Raw genomic sequence first — 22,080 nt, forward strand, 5'->3', positions numbered from 1 at the left:
GTTGTAACTGACTCGATCAAAAACAGCGCAAAAAAAGCGGCTCTGCTTTAAACAGAACCGCTATACCCGAGGGGTGAAACTAAACCTAACGAGCTTTACCTTGCATCGCAGCCGCATTGATCGGCTTCATGAAATAAAGCCGCACCAAGTTTGCACCAATGGTGACAATGTGAGGCAGCTTCTGGAAGAACTGAACCACTGTAGGAGCGTTGGAATGACCAGCCGCTTGCAGCTTCAAGTTGGCGGCTGAAGCAGAATCCATCAGTTCAAAGAACTTCGGATGGTCTACATCCAAAACCACCGGGAAGACGCGTGCTGCTGTCTCGTTGGTTTTGCGAATAACATGAATGTCGTACTCGCGTGCATCCAGCCCTAACGATCTGTAGAAATCCGATCGCTGAATATCGTTGAGATACATCGTGGCAAACACCGATAGCAAGAAAAATCGGCTCCAGAGGCGTGCTTTCCAGTCATTTAAAAACTGGGGCTGCGACTGCATAATGGCATCAAAGAAATCGCCGTGGCGGTTCTCATCCTGACACCAGTTCTCAAAGAAGCGGAAGATGGGGTAGATGCGATCTTCGGGATGAGCCTCAAGATGACGATAAATGGTGATGTATCGCCAATAGCCGATCTTTTCGGACAGGTACGTGGCGTAGAAGATGAACTTGGGCTTAAAGAAGGTATAGCTGCGGCTCTTGGTCAGAAACCCCAAATCAAGCGACAGGCTAAAATCTGACATCGCTTTGTTGAGGAATCCGGCATGGCGTGCCTCGTCTCGTGCCATCAGCGTAAAGCACTCGGCCAGAACCGGGCTTTTGTCTTTCAGCCGCCGCCCTAATTCTTTGTAGAGTAGGAAACCAGAAAACTCTGCCGTGCAAGAGCGCTCTAAAAACTCAATGAAGAGCTGACGAGTTTCGCCATCGATGTGATCCCAGGACTGCTGAAACTCCTCGTCTCGCACGAAATGGTGGCGGTTGTAGTCTGTTCGAAACTCTTCTAAAATCGCCAGGAGTTCGTCTTCATTGACCGAGATGTCCATTGTTGACATCTCATCAAAGTCTGTCGTGTAGAAGCGTGGGGTGAGAATGGTTTCCTTCGCTGGAGATTTAACCCCAGGCCGAAGTTCTTCAACATTAGGTTTTTTAAGAGAATCGACCATGTGTACTTCCACTCGTTTCTAATCTTCTTTTACCTCAGCCGCCGTGCCCTGAAATGAAACAGCATTCTCGCCAGGCAGCACGCGCCAGGATTACGCTGAACGTAATATGCATCAAACTATTACGTCATCAAGTCTACAACGCTACACGAGAGTAAAGGGGGCAGCAGTATTAAGAGTTAATACAAACCGTTATGAGTATGACTTTGAGGTTGCGATTTAAGTCATTTCGTTGACATTTGTCTTCTTTGTTTCTTACCTTGCCGCCAGCACCCAGATGGATAAAGCGCCACAGTATCAATGCGACTCGTCTCTGGACAATTTATTGCGACCTTAACCTAACCTTTGTTCCCTGTTCAGATCATCTTTAGTTTTGGCTGCTAATCTCGTGTTGCAATGGCAAAATGCTTCTTTGTAAGGGGCGGCGTTGCTGAACGATGGTATGCAAGCAATGAGGTTGCCCCTGTAGGGGGTAATACCTTATAGGGGCATACCTTGCCTGTGCAAGGTTAATCCATCAAATCAGCAATGCCCTGCTTGGAAAGATGCCATTGAATCAACCAGATGGTTTCGTTAGATTGACCTGCTTTTGAATCGTCTGGATTGATTGGCCGAAATTTGTGCTTGAAACTGAAGCTATTTACGTCATTTTTGGGTGGGGAGTGTTTGCTATGGTGTCGAAGGGTTTAACAAAAGCTTGGTTCGTGGCTCCGCTGATTGGAAGCGTGGTTGTGCTGGCTACGTTTCCAGCATTGGCTTCTGAGATGGGAACTGATGCTTTATCTGAATCAGAATTGTCAGCCACAGAAGTCGATCGCCTTGATTTTCCAACAGAGATGGCGGATCAATCGGCTACCGATTTTTCAACACAACAGACGTTGATTGAGCCGTCTGCTGTGGGTGGCGTTGATGCAATTGAAGCATTGCCCGCAACCTCAGAAATGACAGACGTTTCGTCGCTGGAGCAGATCGATTCAACACGCCAGATGGGGCAGGTTACGTCCATCTCGCAGTTATCAGATGTGCAGCCGACCGACTGGGCATTCCAGGCTTTGCAATCGCTGGTGGAACGCTATGGGGTCATTGCGGGTTATCCAGATGGCACGTACCGGGGCAACCGGGCAATGACTCGCTATGAATTTGCGGCGGGCTTAAACGCGGCGCTCGATCGCGTCAATGAGCTGATTGCCGCCGGGTTGGCCGATGCTGTTACCCGTGAAGACCTGGCAACGCTGCAACGGTTACAAGAAGAATTTGCTGCTGAACTAGCGACGCTGCGGGGTCGAGTAGATGCCCTTGAAGCGCGTACTGCTGAGCTGGAAGCCAACCAGTTTTCAACCACAACGGTGTTACAAGGTCGTACCCAATTCCTTGTTTCTGCACCTTTTGAGGAAGATGAACAATTTGATGATCAGGTGATTTTTGGGTATCGAGTTCGCCTTAATTTTGACACTAGCTTCTTTGGCGAAGACCGCTTGAGAACCCGGTTAGAGGCAGAAGACTTGCAACAGTTTGAAGGAGATCCTCTCGGCTTCCAAGCTGGGGGTAACAGCGAAGGTAATTTTCGCTTGGATGACTTGATTTATACCCTCCCAGCAGGCGATCGCGTTGGCTTTACCATTGGTGCTATTGGTCTAGACATTGATGATCTGGTTCCTAACGTCACCTATCCTCTCGGTGCTAGCTCAGATACGGGTGCAATTTCTGAGTTTGCCGATCCGCGTCAATATGAGCAAGGGTTTGCAGGCAGTGGTGCGGGTGCTGGCATCGAGTTTCAGCTCATTGACAACGACAACTTTGGGCTTAACCTGGCGGGTGGTTACGTAGCAGATGATCCAAACAATCCGGATGCTGGCAATGGGTTCTTCAACGGAGACTATAGCGCGATCGCCCAGTTAACCTTCACTAGCGGCTTTGTAGATGCGGCATTAACCTACGTCAATGCCTATTCTGGCTCTCCCTTTGATGTTGATATTTACACAGTGGAGGGGCCAGCCGTAGCCAATACTTACGGTGGACAGATCAACTTCAAACTGTTCGATGATGCTGTTCAAATTGGGGGGGGTGCGGCTTATACCGACGTTGATGGGATTGGTGCCAGAGATGATTACGATCTTTGGAGTTATCAAGGAACGCTTGCCTTTCCCGATCTGGGAGGAGAAGGGAATTTGCTAGGTATCCTGGCTGGTGTACCGTCCTATACGCGCGATTTGCCAGGGCAATCTAGAGACACTGCCTTCCTCGCTGAGGTCTTCTATCGCTATGCTCTCAACGACAACATTGCGCTGACACCAAGCATTATCTACATCTCCGATCCGTTCAACGACAATGAGAACGATGAGACGTTCATTGGTTCACTCCGAACAACCTTTAGCTTCTAGCCATTAGCTAAACGCCTGGTTGCTCCTTGACGGTGTGGCAGATGGGTTAAGCCTCATCTCACACCGAATATCTCAATGTCGGACTATAAACTCCAGCCCCGCTCGCGAGCGGGGCTTTTCTGTGGAAGTCGTTCAGGTTGGCGGTACGATCGCCCCTCAGATAAAGCTTTTTTGGATAATCGTGTCATTTTTCGCCCGTCTTAGAATAGCGCTTTTATAATTGATGCAGTGTTCTTCAGGATCTTAGTCACCCCAACTAAGCCACGGTTCGTCTAGCCCCAACATTGAGCCGAGAACCAATTAGCCGTTTCTCTTATCAATTCCATTCAGCAGCTTTGAGGCGATCGCAGATGAATGACACCAAAACCAGCTATCTATTGTGGCTCGGCGTTTTCTTTGGAGCAGCCGGACTTCATCGTCTCCACAATCGGAAGATTGCGTCTGGGTTGCTTTGGTTTTGCACCTACGGATTGTTTGGCGTTGGACAGTTGGTTGACCTGTTCCTGATTCCCAACATGGTTGAAGAGCACAACTTGCGGCTACGAGCCAAACTGGGTACCTCTCCTACAGGAGTCCCTCTGAACCAGTCCACTATTCAATTTGTCATACCACCAGAGGCGATCGCCCAATCGGGGCCACCATCTGTCTCGTCCCAGTCGGCTGAGGCAAAATCGTTGACCCGCGAACAGATGATGATTAAGTTGCTGAAGTCGGCAGAGTCCCGAGGCGGCAAAATTTCTGTCACACAAGGCGTACTCGATACAGGGTTGGGGTTTGAAGAAGTTGAAGCAATCCTGAAAGATATGTCTCGGTTGGGATATGTGGCGATCGAAAATCATCCGTCTACAGGCGTTGTCACCTACAACTTCCTGGAGCTGTAATAGTTTCAATGTTGGTGCAGCCAGGCTCTGACCCCAGTAACAGAGCCAACTCTCGTTTCTTTAGCCTCATTGAACTGCATTAATAGTTAGGGTTACTCGTTTCAAACTATTAGTAACTCTACCTTGCGATGTGTTCTGCTCCACCTGAGGATAGTTGCAAACCAGGGTAGAAAATAGGTTTGCTATTAATAGATACACTTGGTAGAAAAATCGCTAGAAGCCAGCGCTAGCGCTAGGCTGAATCTAGACTTTTAATAAACACTGAAACAGTTGTGCAGCACTATCTAACTCTTAGAGCTGGCTCCATTTCTGTTTCACTTTTACACGTTGATAATCGCTTAAACGTTGCGTCATTTCATTCAATTCAGCTTTTTCATCTGCGGCAGCATAACAGTTGCCGACGGATTGTCGTGGTTGGTTGGATCTGTTTCGTTTTAGTTCAGATTTAGTTCAAAGCCTCTGTTTTTTAGCTGTTTGATATACGCCAATTCATGTCTGTATAAGACAAATGATTTACCCAAACTCGTCCGCAAGTTCACTCAGTTCTCAGCCTGTCAAGGTCGAAAGTCCACCGCTGTTGCGATCGCCCAAGGCGATTATTGGGCTGGTAGGTCTGGCTATTGTCTATTTTATGCTAGCCAGGCTAACCCTTTCGGTACTCCATAGCAACGAACTCATTTCCCCGGTGTGGTCTCCAGCAGGCTTCAATCTTGGCATCCTGCTGCTAATTGGCAGGCTGGGATTACCCATTGTTGGGCTAAGCAGTGCCGGGTTTGTGCTCTCGCTGGGGTTGCCGTGGAGTGTTGCCGTTGGCATGACCGTTGGCATTACGCTTCAGGCGTTGGCAGCGGCGACACTGTTACGTCGCACTCGCTTCAACGTCCAGCTTAGCCAGGTGCGGGATGTGGGAGGGCTGGTGCTGTTTGGGGGGCTGTTCTCCACCCCGATCGCGCCAGTGGTAGGGTTTATTAGCCTGTGGCTGGGTGGCGTTTATACCTGGAATCAATTTCCAGAACTCGTTGGAGAGTGGTGGTTGAGTGATGCCATTTCGGTTCTGGTTGTTACTCCGGTTTTATTGAGCTGGTTTATGCCGTTGCCTCAGGGTAAACCTGTGGATGATACTATCCCACGGCTGCAACGAGTGGTTGAAATCGTTCTCTGGTTCTTGTTGCTAATTACGCTGAGTTGGTTGGGGTTTATTTGCTCTTGCTACCCAGGGTCAACCCTTTACCCAATTGAATATCTGCCGTTCCCGCTGGTTATTTGGGCGGCTCTACGGTTGGGGCAACGGGGAACCACGTTGAGTAATTTGATGATTGCGGCGATCGCAGCGTGGGGGGCGACCCAGGGCAGCAGTTTGTCTTGGGCAAGCGGGGAGTTGCGATCGATCGTGTTTCTACAAGCCTTTTTAGGTGTAATAACCGTCACAGGCTTGTTGCTGGCAGCAACCGTCTCCGAACGGCAGCAGGCGATCGATCAGCTTCAAGTATTGGCAGATGACCTCGATCGGCAAGTGGTAGAGCGCAGCGAGCAACTCAAGGCCAGCGAAGCGCGAGCCAGCCAACTGATCGAGTCGAACCTGATTGGGATTGTGTTTTGGGATGGACAGGGCAACATCCTGGAAGCTAATCAAGCTTTTTGTACTCTAATCGGCTATAGCTGCGACGAAGTCATGCGCGGAGAGGTAAATTGGCTAGAAGTAGTGCCACCGGAACGGCGATATCTCGACCAGCAATGGCTGAGAGAGATGCGCCATGCAGAACAACACTCTCCGCTTGAAACAGAGTATATCCGTAAAGACGGTCAGCGGGTGCCTGCCCTGGTGGGTGCCACGTTTCTAGAAGGATCGGATAATTTTGGCTTTAGTTTCGTGCTCGATCTGACGGAATACAAACGGACGCGAACGGCATTAGAAGAGAGCGAAAAGCGATTCCGGCGGCTGGTTGAGTCCAATATGTTTGGTGTCGTTTTTGGCAATTTCAACGATGGAATTCGCTATGCCAATGACTACTTTCTGCAAATGATGCACTACAGCAAAGACGAGCTGCTTTCTGGAAAAATTCAGTGGAAACAGCTTACCCCATCAGAGTTTCAAAATTCTGATGCCCGCAGTGCTAAAGAGTTAAAGACGCTCGGAGTTTGTACTCCTATCGAGAAAAACTATACCCGCGACGATGGCAGCCAGATTCCGGTACTTATTGGAGGTGCCTTACTGCAAGAACCATACGACCAGCAGCAAGAGCTAATTGCTTTCTACTTAGATCTGAGCGAGCGTAAACGAACAGAAGAAGCCCTGCGTCTGCTAGCGGAGGTGGGAACGGTGCTGACGACCTCACTCGATTACAAGAATACGTTGAAGCGCATTGCCAGATTAGCAGTTCCCGGCCTGGCTGATTATTGCCTCATCTTTACGGTGGAAGAGTCTAACTCCATTCGGTGTCTTGCCGCTACCCATGTGCTTCCTGAGTGCGAAACCCTGTTGCACCAGCTCGAACCGCTGGGGCCGGCACCGCTCGAGGATACCAATCCGTTGATCATGAAAGTGATGCGGAGTGGGCGATCGCGCTTTATCCCAGAGGTAGCCAGGTTGCCAATACCTGAATTGATGCATACGGAACAACTGGTCACAGCTCAGCCCGAGCTATGGCCCACTTCACTGATGTTGGTGCCTCTGACGGCACGAGGCAGAACCCTGGGGGTATTAGTCTTAGCCACCACAGAATCCAAGCGACACTATGAACCCATTGATTTAGCGCTAGCCGAAGATGTGGCACGACGCGTAGGCATGGCGATGGATAATGCGCGGCTCTATCGTCAGGCGCAAGAAGTCAATCGCATTAAGGACGAGTTTTTGGCGACCCTATCCCATGAGTTGCGATCGCCTCTCAACGGCATTTTAGGATGGGCACAACTGCTGCGCCGACGGCAGTTCGATCAGGCAACCGCCGCACAGGGGTTAGAAACGATTGAGCGCAATGCTAAGGCACAAGTGCAGCTCATTGACGACCTGTTAGATATTTCTCGCATCATTCGAGGCAAGCTGCGGCTCAATGTCCGTCCGATGGACTTGCCGCCCGTCATTGAAGCCGCTATTGAAGCTATGCGCCCAGCCGCCGATGCTAAAGGTATTCTGCTGCAAAGCCGCTTAGACAGCACCGCTGGCCCTGTTTCTGGCGACCCCGATCGCCTGCAACAGATGTTATGGAACTTATTGTCTAATGCCATCAAGTTTACCCCCCAGGGAGGCCGGGTTGAGGTTCGTTTAAGCCGAACGAGCCGATATGCCGAGATTGCTGTAATCGATACTGGCCGAGGCATCAATCCTGAGTTTCTGCCCTATGTGTTCGAGCGGTTCCGGCAGGCAGACGGTTCCATCACCCGTTCTCACGGTGGCTTAGGGTTAGGTTTGGCGATCGTCCGTCATTTAACCGAGCTACATGGGGGAATGGTGCAGGCGGTTAGCTCTGGTGAAGGAGAAGGGGCGACGTTTACGGTCAAACTGCCGCTTATGGCTGTGGTTCAAGAGACTCATCAAACGTTAGAACCCAGCCAGACTGCTTACAATAGTGAGATCCCTTCGGTCTGCTCGCCTTCGCTAGACGGGGTGCGGGTGCTGGTGGTTGACGATGAACTGGACGCGAGGGATTTGGTATCGGCCATTTTGGAAGACTGTGGTGCTAATGTTGCCACCGTAGCCTCGACGCAGGAGGCGATCGCCATTCTCCACGACTTTTCGCCCCATGTTTTGGTCAGCGATATTGGAATGCCCAATGAAGATGGCTACTCGCTGATTCGCCAAATTCGATCGCGGCAACCCGATCAGTACAGTAAAATACCAGCCGTGGCTCTTACCGCCTACGCCCGTCAGGAAGACCGTAGGCAAGCTTTGCTGGCCGGGTTCCAAACCCATATCCCTAAACCGGTCAACCCAACCGAACTGATTGTTGTCGTTGGCACCCTGGCAGGACGGGACTAGTCTATATCTACTCAATTGAGCGTTTCAAGCGGGCTTGATCGGCAGCGGAGTAGCCTCTGGTGTTTCAATCCTTTCTTGAATATGTTCTAGAGATTCAAGGCTTTTAAGCAAACTGAGAGCCGAGTAGTAGGCTTCCTCAGTCAGTTCGTTCCGCTCTTCAGGGTTATCAATGTATCCATCTACAATTAACCGCAGCGATCCCATCATGGCGTTCAACCGAGTGCGAATTTCGTAGGAGGTCGCTGCAATTTGGTTGCGGGTTGAACCCACAATCGATTGAGTGGTCTCGCTAAACTGCATCTTACACAGTTCGGCATAATATCCGCCCCTATTCAGGAGTTCATCATGGGACCCCAGTTCTACCACCTTGCCCTGATCTAAAACGGCAATCTGCTCTGCCTTCTGGACGGTTGAGAGCCGATGGGCAATAACAACAGTGGTTCGGTTAGCGCTGAGCTTGTCGAGCGCCTCTTGCACCAACCGCTCAGATACGGTGTCCAGGGCACTGGTGGCTTCGTCTAAAATCAAGATTTCAGGATTTTGTAGGAGCGCGCGGGCGATCGCCAACCGCTGCCGCTGACCACCCGAGAGCAACACGCCTCGATCGCCAATTTGGGTGTGCAGTCCGTTTGGTAAACGGAGGATAAACTCGTAGGCATTGGCTTTTTTGGCGGCTTCAATAATCTCGTGATCGGTCGCATCCGGACGCGCATAGGCAATGTTGTCGCGGACGGAGGCATTAAACAGAAAGGTATCCTGGCTCACCACGCCCATTGCTCGCCGCAAGTCTTTAATATCCAGATCGCGTAAGTCTACATCATCAATGGTAATGGAACCTTCAGTGGGGTCATAAAACCGGGGCAACAGATCGGCCAGCGTAGATTTACCAGCACCCGAAGCCCCTACCAATGCCAGGGTTGTTCCTCGGGGCACATGCAAATCAATATCTTTTAGCACCGGGCTGCAATAGTCGGGGTAAGCAAACGAAACCCGATTAAATCGAATTCCCTGACGCAACTGTTGGAAGGGCACCGAGCCATTTGCCATGAACGATTTGTTGTCTCGCCGCAGGAAATCGTTAGCCACATCCACGCTGGGCGATAGGCTGGCATATTGGTTTCGCGCTCCGTTCAGTTGAGCCATCAGCGGCAGGGTGCGGAAGAGCAGGAACAGGTACGCCAGCAAAACCGTTGAGAAAGCCTCAATTTGATCAGCCAATAGCGTTCGTCCCAGCAGCACAATTAGCAGCAGTGCTACAACTCCAGTGACTTCACTTAAGGGGGCGATCGCAGCAGAATTGGCCTGAGAGTTGTACTCCGCCTGTTCTCGGTCGCGCATCAGCTTCTTCAGCCGCTCGTATTCAATGTCTTCATTTGCCGTGGAACGAACTAAGCGCATTCCCGCCAAAACATCGAGCAGGGCGATCGAGTAGCCCCGTGAGACTTCCGAAAGATACTTACCAAATTGACGAGCGCGGGCAATACTAACCTGGTTAACCACTGTCACCACCGCCAGCAAAACAGTGGAGGCGATCGTCAACTGCCACGACAACGATATTAATAGACCAATAAAAATAGTGATCGTAATAATGGTGGTGATCGCCTTCACAATCGTCATGATCGCAGTGGCCGCACGCACCATCTCGCTGTTAAGCCGATGGATGATATCACCAACTCCAATCTTGGTGTAAAAATCAAGATCGACATCCAGCAGCAGTTGCAGCCCCGTTTCCCGCAAATCGTTCGATAAGGCTCGCTTGAGAGCGCCCGACACTAACGTGTTAAAATAAGCCGCTAGATTTTTGAGCAGGATCAGCAATACCACTGCCCCCGTCATCACCAGCAAACGGTAGTTGGGTGGAACCGCATCAAAGGGAGACAAAATCGTTTGAATCACCGAGGGCGCATCATCGGTACCCGATGCCTGGCCTAAAAAGCCCAGTAGAACGGGGGCAATTAAGGCTGTCCCAATACCGTTGAACAGACCACCAGAGAAGCCCAACAGCACCGTTAGAAAAACCCAGCCAGGATATCGCCCAGCAAATCTCAACAGTAATTGATAAGAAGACATCTAGGATTTCCTACTAAGACTCACCAAGTACCCAACGACCAGGTGTAGGACGTACAATCGCCTTACTTGACTTCCTACTAGACAGATCTCTCAACAGATCTCCCAATTGATCGATTGAGCCGCAGGGAAAATGCAAGCTGCTGTAGGGATATCCTCTTAACATTGGCAGAGGAGAGAAACGGATAATCGTTTTTTGCCAATTATTATAAACACGATTATAGGTGTGAAATGATTTCTTCAAGAATAGTTGCCATCGTATCGGTACTGTAGCATTTAACGCACTTAGCTCTGGCTCGTTGTCCACGGGTGATTGCCTCATCAAAGTGGTTGAAGATCTGTTGAATCTGGTCAGCAATTTGCCCAGGAGCACCTGGGTCAACCAGGTATCCGGCACCATCCAAGATTTTAGGAATATCCCCCACTCGGGTTGATAGAATCGGCTTTGCCATCGCCATGCCGTCTGTTAACTTCAGCGGAAACTGAGCGTTTGCAACCAGGGTGTCTCGTTGGGGTACTACGATCACATCCGCCGCCGCCAACACCTCTGGCATCTGTTCAACTGGGTGTTTCGGCAGCTTGATAATCCACCGTCCCCACTGCCGAATCAACTGGTCATCGTAGTCATCGTAGGGATTGCCGCCCACAATCACTAATCGAAAGTCAGGCTCGTTCAGTTGATCGAGCGCCATGAGTACATCCTCTAACCCTTTGTGTGGTCGGGGTGCACCGGGAAACATCAGCACACGATAGGCCGATAATCCATAGCGATGTTTGCTGGCTGCCCCATCGTAGCGATCGGGATCAAACAAGGCGGTGTCTTTCCCGTTCGGAAGGTAGACGCCTCCAAACCGATCGAGTAGAAACTGGGTATCAACCGTCAGGGCATTGGCCTGAGATACTAGCCGTTCCATCCAGGTAATGTACAGCGGATGGTCTGGCTCTCGCAGCACGCCGCTCGGTTTTAACAGATCTCTGGCAAGCTGCTTTAGAGACGGACGATAGCTCCAATCGTCGCCTCCATGCCAACTGAGTTCCCAGTCATCCATGTCTAAAATCACCGGACGACGGGTTTGCAGTTTTTTTAACACGCTCAAACCAAAGCTGGTCGGCTTTGGTTTCACCGCATAGATGATGTCTCCGTCAAGCCGATGCAGCAGTTCGGCAGCCGATCGCACGAACTGAGGGTAACGCGCCCCCGGCACAGAGGCGATCGCCATTCCGCCGGGAGGAGCCGCATACAAATCGTTGCCCACAAACAGGAAGCCAACGACTTCAACGTCATACCTCAGCTTTTGCAAAACCTGCCCCAACAAAAAGGCTCGCACCGCACCGCCGCCTGCTAAGTCGCTGACGACAAGAGACACTTTCAGTGCTGATTTTGCCCTATGGTTCAGAGTCATAGTGTTGAGGCCGTTGGACTCTACCACGTAACTGAGATAGCGCTGCAATCAGTTTTTTCGAGCGGGGTCCCCGGTGCTGTTCGTATAGTAAGAAGTTGGGAGTCAGTTGCCTTAAGCTATAAGCCAGCCGAAGCAGCCACAGGCTAGAAATCGTTAGCTTTCGATCCAGTAAATGCAGCGGAAATTGAGTGAGTTGGCTTAACGCCTGAACGCTACGCGTGTCTCGGTCGGCAATGGCTCGATTGATTAAAAAGTGAACGCTGGTTTGCATGAACGGTAGCAATGGCTTGTGTTGCTGGTACACCAGATTGAAGTACTGGATGTAGGATTCCCGCATCAGCGCATCATTATCAGTCAGGTTGGCAGAATGTTTGCGATAAAACGCGCCAATCATAGGAACGTAAACAAACGGTGTTTTTCGCAGCAACAGCTCCAAAACAAGCGCTCGATCTTCACAGGCTCTAAGGTCTTCATTAAACTGAATCCGTTGAAAGATCTGTTTCTTAAACAGCATGGCCTGTTGCAAGAGGGGAAAGGGCGATCGCGCCAACCGATCCGGACAAATCAATAACCGTTCAATCAACTGTTGCGCGGTTAAATCACCAACGATGCAGGGTTTTTGGTCAACGAGCTGATGCTGGCGGTTAAAGTAAACCCGTTGATAATCTGAATAAACCACAACATCCGCAGATTCAACCGCAGATTCAACCGCACGAGCATGACTCAGTTGCACCTCGATTTTGTCAGGATGAATCCAGTCATCTGCGTCTAAAAACTGAATCCACTCGCCCTGGGCGTGTTGAATGCCAGCATTGCGAGCGGAGGAAATGCCCCCATTGGGTTTGTAAAAATACTGTACCCGCGCATCCAGATCGACTAACGTCTGAGCGATGTCAGCCGTATAGTCTGTCGAGCCGTCATCTATAATGATGCATTCAACATTAGTGTAGGTTTGCGCCAGTACACTCTTGACCGCCTGTTCAAGATAAGGAGCTTTGTTGAACGCGGTGACAACCACAGAAACCAGAGCAGTCATTCCTCAAACCCAGTAGCAGAATATTTTAAGTTGTTGGCTGCTTGGCGGACGGGTTCAGAGCTACATCTAAATTTGAAGGAATACCGGTCTTGGGAAACGTTAACTCAAGAACCCATTGCTCAAGCATCATGCGTAATACACTGGGGCACCAGGGATGCCGACAGGCTCGCAGCAGTTGGTGCGGAAAATGACCCTTCGGTGTAGAAAGCTGTGCTGGAATCTGTCGATTACTGATCACCCATTTCCATATTGCCCAAATTGATGGATCTTTTCGATCCAGGTTCCATTTACGTACCGAATGCCTGAAGTTTTTGGCAACGAATGGATCGTCCCATTTAAACCGATAAAAGGGCAAATCGTCTGGGGTAAATACTCTGATGTGTCTTGGGTTCAAGAAGGTCACCCTGGAACTTGGTTCCAGGAAGATGCTGCCGCCCTGGGCTGCTATTTGAAAACAAAAGTCTGTATGACTGGCGAGGGTATCAAACACTTCGTCTAATATCACATGGTCAAGATAGCTACGGCGCACCAACAGGCAGTGAAACTCAACGGAATCCACTGGCATTCGGCGCAGGGTTCGTTCTACATCACAGAAGCGTTTGCCATAGAGCAGTTGCTTTTGCTCGAACCAGCGTTTGCCCAATCGCTTTCTCCGAAATTTGGTTTGAATTCCGGCCACATGAACTTCAGTCGTGGGCGATCGCGGCTGCCCCTGTAGCACAACAGGCGCAACCACTCCAGCGCCTTCGGCTTCGGCACAGTCTACCAGTGCCTTCAACCAACCGGGTTCCACTATTACATCGTTATCTATAAAGACAACATAATCGCTCCTCGTTACCATCGGCAGAGCCAGGTTGCGAGCTTCGTTCGATCGCAAGTAGCGCTCCTGCCGAATGAGAGTGAAAGCGTGCCGTCTGGCCTGTCTCTGCAAATAGTGCTGAACGGAGGTTGGCGAATTGCCATCCACATAGATGAGCTGAAACGGGTAGGCAGCATAATCTGCCAAAATGCTCTCAAGAGAAGGCTTTGTTAAACTGAAGCGCTCTCGCTGGGTGATGATCAGAGTAACACTGGGCAGTGCCACATAGTCTACCATTCGACTATTTGTCCGTATCAGTGTTTACTGCCGATGAGTCTATCAACTCCCCTTTTCGGGTGACCTTCACAAAGCGGCCTATTTTGTCAAGATTGCATAAAATTCAGTGCCGCAGGTCAATTCCGGCGGGTTTTTAAAGAGACAGTAGAACTAACGAGAAAAGCAGTTCCGTTTGATAAGTTTATTTGAGACAAATGTCTCGAATTAATGGCAAACTGATAACCTTCGCTTACAATAAAGGAAGCGGAGACGCAAGTTTCCGTTCACTCCTCACACCACACTCCGCCTGGACTACCGTTCAGGCGGTTCCTATTTTAAAGCCTCTTAACACACGGTTTGGAACTCAGGAAGCGGGTTACAAAAATGGAAACAGCCCTGTATAAAGAATTACGGTTTTACGATTGTTGGGGTGCCATTTTACCCTGCCAAAGTCACTTTTACGGCTATCACGTTTTGAGCAGCAAGCAGATACTTAGATTTGCGTTGAATGGCATTTGAAATAAACGTTGATGCTTGCCCTGCCGATTTGATTACAATCGTAGCCTCGTTGTTGTCTGTGGGCAAGCCAAGGGGCTGAAATTGGTGTTAGTTTGCTTGCTGGTTCGTTTACCCACTGACAATGCCTGACCATTGCACTTTCTTCAGCCGATTGCGTCGGTACGAGAAAAAGTGTTCTGGAGATTGATAAGTGCAGTAGGGTGCGATCGCCACCTGATCGGGTTGAATTCCCATTTTTTCCAGTTGCAGCACGCTCACCTGGCGCACATCAATCCGGGCGCGTCCCGGTTGCGGATCGGCTAACAACGGTGAATGAGGAAGCTGGTACAGCGCTTCTAGAATCGATTCGGGCGAGTGAGTTAGGGCAGACGGTACAAGCGTTGCGCCAATTTCAGCCGCAACGGTGGTTGAAACCTGGTAAACATCGCCAGCGATCGCCGGCCCCATTGCGATTCGTAAGTTTTGCAGTTGGCTGCCCTGGTCTTGCAGCCGAACGATCGCTTTTGGCACAATTTCTGCGGCAGTACCGCGCCAGCCTGCATGAATGGCCGCAACCTGGCCGCTCTCAACATCTGCAATTAGCACGGGGGTGCAATCTGCTGAACACACCCAAACGGCCTGGTCGCTGTCGTCGGTTAATAAGCCGTCAGCATCCGGTAGGGGTGGTGCGGTTTCAAGCTTGCCTGCGGTTTGACTCTGAATTATTTCGACTTCAGAGGGGGTTAGCACCACGTCACCGTGGACTTGCTTAACCCGATAGACCTGCGCCTCCGCATCTAAAACATTGACCAATTCCTCTGGAGGGCGAGGCGAAAACTGCTGGGTGAAAAAGCCGTGGGAGTACGGCTCTAACACGCTACAGGTGAGGTAAGAGAGTCCTTGCCAGGTTTGCCAGTGCCAGGTGTGCATTGAGTGTAAGGGGCGATCGCAAGTAGCCAAACACATCTATGCTAATTTAAGCCACGACCGTTGCGGGGGATGGGGTGAAATTCGATCGGCAACAGCTAGAAGCGGCACTACAACAAAACTACATTCAACTAGATGGGCTTCAGCTCAAGCAGCTCAATCAATTCTCTGTTCATCTGTTTGAAACGCTGCCGTCTACCAATCGTACGCTTTGGCACCTGCTGGAGCAGGGTGCCCGTGAAGGAACCGTTGTGATTGCGCTGCAACAGCAAGCCGGACGGGGACAATGGGGACGGCAATGGCAATCGCCGCCCGGTGGACTGTATCTCTCGTTAGCGCTCTCTCCAACTCTGGCCGCAGAATATGGAGCGCAACTGACCCTGTGCAGTGCCTGGGGCGTTGCTACTGCATTACGTCAGTTTGGGATTCCGGTACAGCTCAAGTGGCTCAATGACCTGGTGATAGACGGGCAGAAGTTGGGAGGAATTTTAACGGAGACAAAAATTCAGCACGGACAGATTGCCCAAGCGGTGGTGGGAGTGGGAATTAACTGGAGCAACCCCGTACCAGAGACGGGCATCAATTTGCAGACTATTCTTAACCAGCATTCTCTGACCCGTTGTTCCGTGGAAGCTATTCCATCCATTCAGCCCATTGAGTCCATTGAACGGCTGGCGGCGATCGTCCTTCAAGGGCTGATGGCAGGCTATTGCCGCTGGCAACAGCAGGGAATTGATGCAGTTTTGGCCTCTTACCAGGCACTCCTCACCAGCATGGGACGGTCGATCGCAATAGATAACCGTGAGGGAAACGTAGTAGGGGTCACAAAAGCTGGAGAATTGCGGGTTTGCCTGTCTTCAACTGCCACCCACTCATCCGGCTCAGCCTCAACGGAAGTTGCCCTGAAGCCAGGAACGGTTCAGCTTGGCTACGGTCAAAGGTAGGGTGATGGATAACGGCGTTTCTTTGCAGGACTGTTTGCAGGACTGTTTGCAGAACTGATAGGCTGGCTTGTCAGATGGGAAAATTGGAACTGGAACTCTACTATTGGCGACTAGATGAGCAGGATGTTATCGTGAACACCGTTGCGTTTGAAATCCTATCAACGGTATCTTCAAAGGGATAATCTTCAACCGTCTGAACTAACTCATCCGGTTAGGTGAATCAGGTGGATGAAGTCGATTTGCATCCCATACGGCATAGTCTAGATTGACTATATCTAGATTGGCTAACGTTTTGACCCAGGTCAAAATTCAATGAAAGGACATTCGAGGTTACTATCTCGTACAGGCGCTAGCAATGACTGAACAAAATCACTCTACTCGCATCACATCTAGAACCATTGATCAGCGCTTCTTGGTAGCGCAGGGGGTAGCCTGGTTAGGAGGATTAGGAATGTTGGGGAGTGGGGTTGCGATCGCCCAAAGTCAGCCAGCTCCTGATGCCGTTGTTGTGCCCAGCGCTCAAGATTTGCTTGTATCGCCTGCCGCTCCGGCACCCGTCGCACCTGCCCCGGCACCTGCTGCCCCTGCTCCGGTTGCGCCCACATCAATTCCAACCATCCAGCCACAGCCTGCTGCGGTAGAGGCACCCACCCCCAGCGCAGCTCAACCAGAGGTGCCTGCGAGCGCAACCTCTACTCCAGAGCGTGCTACGTCTGATTCAGCCGTTCCAGGTACAAACGTCACGATTGACAGCGTCACCAACCTGGACAACTTGAATAATCTGGGTAATTTAGACAACCTTAACCGCGCAGTTGAGTCGCCCTCGGCTACCGAATTTGGCAATGCCTACATCGACTCAACCGATTACAGTATTGGAGCCACCCGTCCGCAGCCCTCTATTGTGCTTTCGGAGCGCTCTACAGGATGCCAAACGGTGCTAAACGCTGGGCAAGGCGTGCCCAATAGCATCTGCAACTCAAATGCGGTTGCCAGTAACGGTCAGGCTCGACCCAGTGGAAGTGCTGGAAGCCTTAGCTCCGTTAGTCTGGGGCCGGTTAGCCTCAGCGCTGGTGGCATTCGAGCAGGCGGCACAGCCCCATCTGGACGCGACTTCTACAATATTTCAGCTCGTCCTCAAGCTCGAATTGGTAACGGCAATGTGAGTTTGATGTTTCCGCTATCGATTCCCGCTGCGATTACCTCTGTATTTGGCTGGCGGTTACACCCCATTGCTGGCACCTATCGCCTCCATTCGGGAACGGACTTAGGTGCTCCCATGGGAACACCCGTATTGGCGGCATTTGAAGGGCAGGTGTCGATCGCCGACTTCATGCAGGGATATGGATTAACGGTTGTATTGCAACACGAGAAGTCCACGAAAGAAACGCTGTATGCTCACATGTCTGAAATCTTTGTTCAACCTGGAGAGTGGGTGGAACAAGGCACGGTCATTGGCCGAGTGGGCAGTACTGGGTTATCAACTGGGCCACACTTGCACTTTGAGTTTCGGGAACGCACGCCGCAGGGGTGGTTGGCGCTTGACCCAGGTGAGCTGTTAACCTATGCCCTGGCTCAGATGGTAGAGTCACCTCAGCTTGCTTTGGCGATGTCTAAAACTGGAGACGACAAAACGGTTGGAGAATTGCAGTTGATCAACTGGGCGATTCCGACCCTGGAAGGCGCAGCGGTAGACCTTAGCAAAGAAATTACCAAAGAAGTTAAGCCAGTTAACCAGCCTACTCCTTAGTAAGCAGACGATCTCCGCTCCACTACGATTCCACAACTACAACATAACTACAGTTTGATTTCAGGGCACTCTCATCAGGTGCCCTATTTTTTGGTCGCCTGTTCTTCTGCAAAACGTTGACATAAAAAAACGCTGCGTTCAGCTTTAGGAAAGCAGATTTGAACGCAACGTCTTTAATTGAAAGAATGGATCAGTTTAAATAGCCACTTTAGACGTCACTTCAGACAACGGCGACAGCCTGAGGCCAACGTCCAACCGCTTTACCAATGACGGCTAATTCTTGCATGAGGCGATCGAACCGCTCGGGTGTGAGGGACTGGGGGCCATCAGACAGAGCTTTGGCCGGATTGGGATGTACCTCAATCATGAGGGAATCGGCTCCCCCGGCAACAGATGCTAAGGCCAGGGATGGAACATATTCAGCCCGACCCGTACCGTGGCTGGGATCCAGCATGATCGGTAGGTGGGTGAGCGATCGCAACACGGGAATGACCGCTAAATCCAGCGTGTTTCGGGCATATTGGCGATCGAACGTCCGAATGCCTCGTTCGCACAAAATCACGTTTGGGTTTCCGGCAGCCAGAATATATTCTGCCGCCATCAACCATTCTTCGATAGTGGCAGACATGCCGCGTTTCAGCAGGACTGGCTTGTCTTGCGCCCCTACCTTCTTGAGCAAAGAGAAGTTTTGCATATTGCGGGCACCCACCTGGACGACATCCGCAAACTCTGACACCTTGTCCAGGTCAGCCGTATCCATTACTTCGGTGATGATGCCGAGTCCCGTTGCTTCGCGGGCAGCCGCCAATAAACCCAATGCGCTTTCGCCATGTCCCTGGAACGCATAGGGAGACGTGCGCGGTTTGTAGGCTCCACCCCGGAGGAATTGTGCCCCAGCCGCTTTGACGCGACGAGCCGTCTCAATGATCATGGCTTCGTTTTCGACCGAGCAAGGCCCTGCGACGACGACAACAGGCGCATGTTCGCTAAAAGTCACGGGGCCATTGGGCGTAGAGACAATTACTTCACTGGCTTCACCGTGACGATATTCTCGACTGACGCGCTTGAATGGCTTCTCAACTCGCAACACTTGCTCGATCCAGGGACTGGATTCCTGGATCTGAAGCACATCCAGATCAACCGTATCGCCCACTAAACCGATGACCGTCTTGTGCTTACCGACAATTTTTTCAGGTGTCAGCCCCCATGCCTCGAATTCGTCGCCCAATCGAGCGATTTCAACGTCAGGAGTGCCGATCTTCATGACAACAATCATGTCAAACTTCCTAGCTAAGTGAGTTGTTTTCTAAACCTCTCAGATGGGTTAGTCGCCCAACCTTCGATATTCTACGACCGACAGTGCCCCCCTACCTTCACCTGACCTGGGGTGCCGGGTTGGGTTGTTACGATTATTTACCTGCCGATCGCCAGGCTTTGGTCATTCGCCCTAAGTTGGTGGTGAACTCTACCCAACCCAACTTGCTGCCAGGAATTTCTTCATCCCAAGAGGCTGAAAGGACACCATAACTTAGCCCGAGTACGCCCAATCCAAAGAAGCCCATGCTGACCAGGACAACCGCAACATTGGGCAGCTCGATTAGATTGTTGCTGACCACCAGATAGCTGGCCACAAACGTGGACATGCCAAAGACCGTTGGAATGCCGCAGAACAAGGCCATTCGACGCACCATTCGCTTACTGACTACATCTGGAATAGTGGTTTGATTGCTGGAGGCGGTTCGGCGTGGCTTTTCAGTGGCGGATTTGGTTGCTGCGGCCTTCTTTTCAGCCTGTTTGCGGCTTTTGGCCGGTTCAAACGGAAGGCGATCGCGGCTTGAAGTATCGGTATTGTCGTTTGATTGCGAAGGGGGTTGAGGAGCCATACGCTTTACTCTTAACCCCGAATACCCAAACGCTGAATCAAGGCACGATAGCGCTTTTGGTCATTCTTCATGATGTAGGCCAGCAACCGCTTGCGCTGCCCAATCATTTTTAGCAAACCGCGACGAGACGCGTGATCTTTTTTGTTCTGCTTCAGGTGAGCACTCAACTTGTTGATCCGCTCGGTTAGCATTGCCACCTGCACATCGGCGGATCCGGTGTCGGTCTCGTGAATTTGGTATTCAGAAATGATTTCGTGTTTGCGCTCTTGTACCAGTGCCATGGATGTACTTTATTCCTAGTTCCTTATCAATATGCAGTCAACCATCCTATCATAGCGGCTCTCTCACGGGGAGGGTAGAGGTTAAAAAGAGCGGTAAGCGGTGAGTTGGGTGCGGTGTGCCAAAGCCACGACACTCTGAATCGTTAGGGTGGGGTGATGCGGCTCGGTGTTACTGACTGAGCCAGGCGATCGCTTCTCGAATCCAGTCTTCGGCATTGGACGTTTTGGAAAGAGCGGTCTTCTGACCGACCGCTTGCAGAGCTTGCATGATTTCGCCGCTGCTGTAACCCAATGCCAGTAACGTCATTTCCACATCTTCTTGAATGGCAGAGGTTGGCCCAGCACCAGGAGTTGGAGCCAAGCCAGACTGCATTCGCCACTCCGCCAGTTTGCCTTTGAGTTCTAAAGCAATGCGTTCAGCCGTCTTGGTGCCCACCCCAGGCGTTAATGCCAGCATCCGCGTGTTGCTGGAGACGATCGCCTGCACTAAATCCTGCAGTCCCAATTTGTCGAGCAGGGCTACGGCGAGCTGAGGGCCGATGCCACTGACGCTGATCAATTGGCGGAATAGATCTCGTTCTGCTGCTGAGCCAAAGCCAAACAGCACCATCTGATCGTCTCGAATTTGCAGGTGAGTAAACAGTTGGACGGTGTCTTCCGCCTCTGGGAGGTGCTGTGCCCAGCGGGGAAGCACCTGAATTTCGTATCCGAGCTGATTGACTTCCAGAATCAACACCACACGGCTAGGGCTGATTTTTTGCAGACTGGCAACAGTTCCTTTTAAGTAACTAATCATGAGGCGGGGAACATTGACCTGAACATGGGCGGAACCATTGATGCATTCGTCGTTATCTATAGCCTAGCGTTCGTGCATTATTCACGCCTCCAGAAAGCCAAAGTGCCGCAACCCTTCCAAAATTCCACCCGCACAGTGCGCTTTGGATACATAACGGTGGGGAGATGGATTGGCGTGATGCCACTCTCGTAACTCAGGTTGAGCGTTGCCCACAATGATTCCCTTACCTGTAGCCGCCGCAAACATAGAAATGTCGTTACCAGAGTCACCGCACACCACCAGACGATCGCCCGGTAGCCTCCAGGTTTGCTGCAAGAAGGCGATCGCCGCTCCTTTGTTGCCCCGGCTTGGCAGGATGTCTAAATCTTTACCGCTACTGTAGATAAGCTGAATGTCTAATCCCTGTTTTTGTAGGGAAGCTTCTAGCTGCGGCAAGACCATCGGAGCAACTTCCTGGCTGAGGTGATAGCTGGCCTTAAATGGAGTTTGCTCTTGCGGCGATTGGGGCACCAGGTCGGCAAAGTGAGCGGCGATCGCCGCTACCTGGTCACGATCCCAGCCGTGGGATAATTCTGCAACCCAATCTGGATCTAAATCATCCTGGCCGTGATGGTAGATCTCGGTACCCACTGACAACAGGAGGGCATCGGGGGTAAGCAAAAACGGTTTTTCGGTTTTCAGTTCCTGGTAAAGCTCTGGCGATCGCCCCGTGGCATAAACGATCAGCGTGCCGTAAGCCTGACGGTGCTGTTCCAGGTGGTAATTCAGCGTTTTAAGAGCCGCATCATCTCCAACTAGGGTGTTGTCGAGATCCGTTATAAACAAGAATTTTGTCACAGGATTTTACCCAACCGCGAGCCATTGGTTTAGCAAGGATATCCTATCAAAATCTGTCCACCGTCCTGGCCTCTTGCAATCTTCCGAAAAGGTACGTGTCTTTCGCCATTCCAGCAGGAACACAAAGTTCACACCCATTCCACCGATGTCTCAACGACTTGAGCCAGGAAGCCTCAAAATTCAGCCGCG

The 22,080-nt window shown here is 51.1% G+C and carries 16 protein-coding genes; 5 read left to right on the top strand and 11 right to left on the bottom strand.

Going from position 1 to position 22,080, the window contains the following annotated elements; translation table 11 throughout:
• Positions 1-85 precede the first annotated feature (85 nt).
• Complete coding sequence (gene acsF, locus IQ268_RS19855) at positions 86-1,162, bottom strand: magnesium-protoporphyrin IX monomethyl ester (oxidative) cyclase (RefSeq protein ID WP_193882985.1); 1,077 nt, start codon at positions 1,160-1,162, stop codon at positions 86-88.
• A gap of 617 nt (positions 1,163-1,779) precedes the next feature.
• On the opposite strand from acsF, the gene IQ268_RS19860 reads away from it, so the two are divergent.
• The 3 genes from IQ268_RS19860 (at position 1,780) to IQ268_RS19870 (ending at position 8,397) form a co-directional block, all read left to right on the top strand.
• Positions 1,780-3,540: an iron uptake porin gene (locus IQ268_RS19860; protein WP_339383428.1), complete on the top strand. Its 1,761-nt coding sequence runs from the start codon at positions 1,780-1,782 to the stop codon at positions 3,538-3,540.
• 350 nt (positions 3,541-3,890) lie between these two features.
• A complete protein-coding gene (locus IQ268_RS19865; RefSeq protein WP_193882986.1) occupies positions 3,891-4,421 on the top strand; it encodes an NINE protein in 531 nt (176 codons plus the stop codon).
• Between the two features lie 508 nt (positions 4,422-4,929).
• A complete protein-coding gene (locus tag IQ268_RS19870) occupies positions 4,930-8,397 on the top strand; it encodes a PAS domain S-box protein (protein ID WP_193882987.1) in 3,468 nt (1,155 codons plus the stop codon).
• A 24-nt stretch (positions 8,398-8,421) separates the two neighbouring features.
• On the opposite strand, the gene IQ268_RS19875 is transcribed toward IQ268_RS19870, so the two are convergent.
• The 5 genes from IQ268_RS19875 to pgeF form a co-directional block, all read right to left on the bottom strand.
• The gene (locus tag IQ268_RS19875; protein ID WP_193882988.1) at positions 8,422-10,467 is read right to left on the bottom strand and encodes an ABC transporter ATP-binding protein; all 2,046 of its coding nucleotides are present in this window, start codon (positions 10,465-10,467) and stop codon (positions 8,422-8,424) included.
• Positions 10,468-10,682: 215 nt separating this feature from the next.
• The gene (locus tag IQ268_RS19880) at positions 10,683-11,867 is read right to left on the bottom strand and encodes a glycosyltransferase family 4 protein (RefSeq protein WP_193882989.1); all 1,185 of its coding nucleotides are present in this window, start codon (positions 11,865-11,867) and stop codon (positions 10,683-10,685) included.
• Positions 11,851-12,903: a glycosyltransferase family 2 protein gene (locus tag IQ268_RS19885; protein ID WP_193882990.1), complete on the bottom strand. Its 1,053-nt coding sequence runs from the start codon at positions 12,901-12,903 to the stop codon at positions 11,851-11,853. The genes IQ268_RS19880 and IQ268_RS19885 overlap by 17 nt, the downstream gene beginning before the upstream one ends.
• A 25-nt stretch (positions 12,904-12,928) precedes the next feature.
• Entirely contained in the window at positions 12,929-13,999 is a 1,071-nt protein-coding gene (locus IQ268_RS19890) for a glycosyltransferase family 2 protein (RefSeq protein ID WP_193882992.1), read from the bottom strand.
• Between the two features lie 606 nt (positions 14,000-14,605).
• On the bottom strand, positions 14,606-15,406 hold the full coding sequence (gene pgeF / locus IQ268_RS19895; RefSeq protein WP_193883057.1) for a peptidoglycan editing factor PgeF: 801 nt from the start codon (positions 15,404-15,406) through the stop codon (positions 14,606-14,608).
• A 74-nt stretch (positions 15,407-15,480) separates the two neighbouring features.
• Between pgeF and IQ268_RS19900 the strand changes: the two genes are divergently transcribed.
• Together IQ268_RS19900 and IQ268_RS33265 are read left to right on the top strand one after the other, a co-directional pair.
• Positions 15,481-16,347, top strand: coding sequence for a biotin--[acetyl-CoA-carboxylase] ligase (locus IQ268_RS19900; protein ID WP_193882993.1), 867 nt, complete (start codon positions 15,481-15,483; stop codon positions 16,345-16,347).
• Positions 16,348-16,702: 355 nt separating this feature from the next.
• Entirely contained in the window at positions 16,703-18,094 is a 1,392-nt protein-coding gene (locus IQ268_RS33265) for a M23 family metallopeptidase (protein ID WP_305082380.1), read from the top strand.
• A 220-nt stretch (positions 18,095-18,314) separates the two neighbouring features.
• Here the strand turns inward: IQ268_RS33265 and aroF are convergent, their stop codons facing one another.
• The 5 genes from aroF to IQ268_RS19930 all read right to left on the bottom strand — a co-directional run bounded on the left by aroF (position 18,315) and on the right by IQ268_RS19930 (position 21,891).
• A complete protein-coding gene (aroF, locus tag IQ268_RS19910; RefSeq protein WP_193882995.1) occupies positions 18,315-19,370 on the bottom strand; it encodes a 3-deoxy-7-phosphoheptulonate synthase in 1,056 nt (351 codons plus the stop codon).
• A gap of 133 nt (positions 19,371-19,503) precedes the next feature.
• Positions 19,504-19,977, bottom strand: coding sequence for a PAM68 family protein (locus tag IQ268_RS19915; RefSeq protein WP_193882997.1), 474 nt, complete (start codon positions 19,975-19,977; stop codon positions 19,504-19,506).
• A gap of 11 nt (positions 19,978-19,988) precedes the next feature.
• Positions 19,989-20,258 carry a 30S ribosomal protein S15 gene (gene rpsO / locus IQ268_RS19920; protein ID WP_193882999.1) on the bottom strand — a complete coding sequence of 90 codons (270 nt, stop codon included), beginning with the start codon at positions 20,256-20,258 and terminating at the stop codon, positions 19,989-19,991.
• Between the two features lie 169 nt (positions 20,259-20,427).
• On the bottom strand, positions 20,428-21,054 hold the full coding sequence (ruvA, locus tag IQ268_RS19925) for a Holliday junction branch migration protein RuvA (protein WP_193883001.1): 627 nt from the start codon (positions 21,052-21,054) through the stop codon (positions 20,428-20,430).
• 81 nt (positions 21,055-21,135) lie between these two features.
• The gene (locus IQ268_RS19930; protein WP_193883003.1) at positions 21,136-21,891 is read right to left on the bottom strand and encodes a sucrose-phosphate phosphatase; all 756 of its coding nucleotides are present in this window, start codon (positions 21,889-21,891) and stop codon (positions 21,136-21,138) included.
• Positions 21,892-22,080 lie beyond the last annotated feature (189 nt).

The organism is Oculatella sp. LEGE 06141 (assembly GCF_015207605.1).
GTDB lineage: Bacteria > Cyanobacteriota > Cyanobacteriia > Elainellales > Elainellaceae > Oculatella.

Bases quoted from the DNA above. Each gene is read 5' to 3' on its own strand.
- IQ268_RS19875 (WP_193882988.1), bottom strand. From the start codon at position 10,467: ATGTCTTCTTATCAATTACTGTTGAGATTTGCTGGGCGATATCCTGGC.
- aroF (WP_193882995.1), bottom strand. From the start codon at position 19,370: ATGATTGTTGTCATGAAGATCGGCACTCCTGACGTTGAAATCGCTCGA.
- IQ268_RS19880 (WP_193882989.1), bottom strand. From the start codon at position 11,867: ATGACTCTGAACCATAGGGCAAAATCAGCACTGAAAGTGTCTCTTGTC.
- acsF (WP_193882985.1), bottom strand. From the start codon at position 1,162: ATGGTCGATTCTCTTAAAAAACCTAATGTTGAAGAACTTCGGCCTGGG.
- pgeF (WP_193883057.1), bottom strand. From the start codon at position 15,406: ATGCACACCTGGCACTGGCAAACCTGGCAAGGACTCTCTTACCTCACC.
- IQ268_RS19885 (WP_193882990.1), bottom strand. From the start codon at position 12,903: ATGACTGCTCTGGTTTCTGTGGTTGTCACCGCGTTCAACAAAGCTCCT.
- IQ268_RS19865 (WP_193882986.1), top strand. From the start codon at position 3,891: ATGAATGACACCAAAACCAGCTATCTATTGTGGCTCGGCGTTTTCTTT.
- ruvA (WP_193883001.1), bottom strand. From the start codon at position 21,054: ATGATTAGTTACTTAAAAGGAACTGTTGCCAGTCTGCAAAAAATCAGC.
- IQ268_RS19870 (WP_193882987.1), top strand. From the start codon at position 4,930: ATGATTTACCCAAACTCGTCCGCAAGTTCACTCAGTTCTCAGCCTGTC.
- rpsO (WP_193882999.1), bottom strand. From the start codon at position 20,258: ATGGCACTGGTACAAGAGCGCAAACACGAAATCATTTCTGAATACCAA.
- IQ268_RS19915 (WP_193882997.1), bottom strand. From the start codon at position 19,977: ATGGCTCCTCAACCCCCTTCGCAATCAAACGACAATACCGATACTTCA.
- IQ268_RS33265 (WP_305082380.1), top strand. From the start codon at position 16,703: ATGACTGAACAAAATCACTCTACTCGCATCACATCTAGAACCATTGAT.
- IQ268_RS19890 (WP_193882992.1), bottom strand. From the start codon at position 13,999: ATGGTAGACTATGTGGCACTGCCCAGTGTTACTCTGATCATCACCCAG.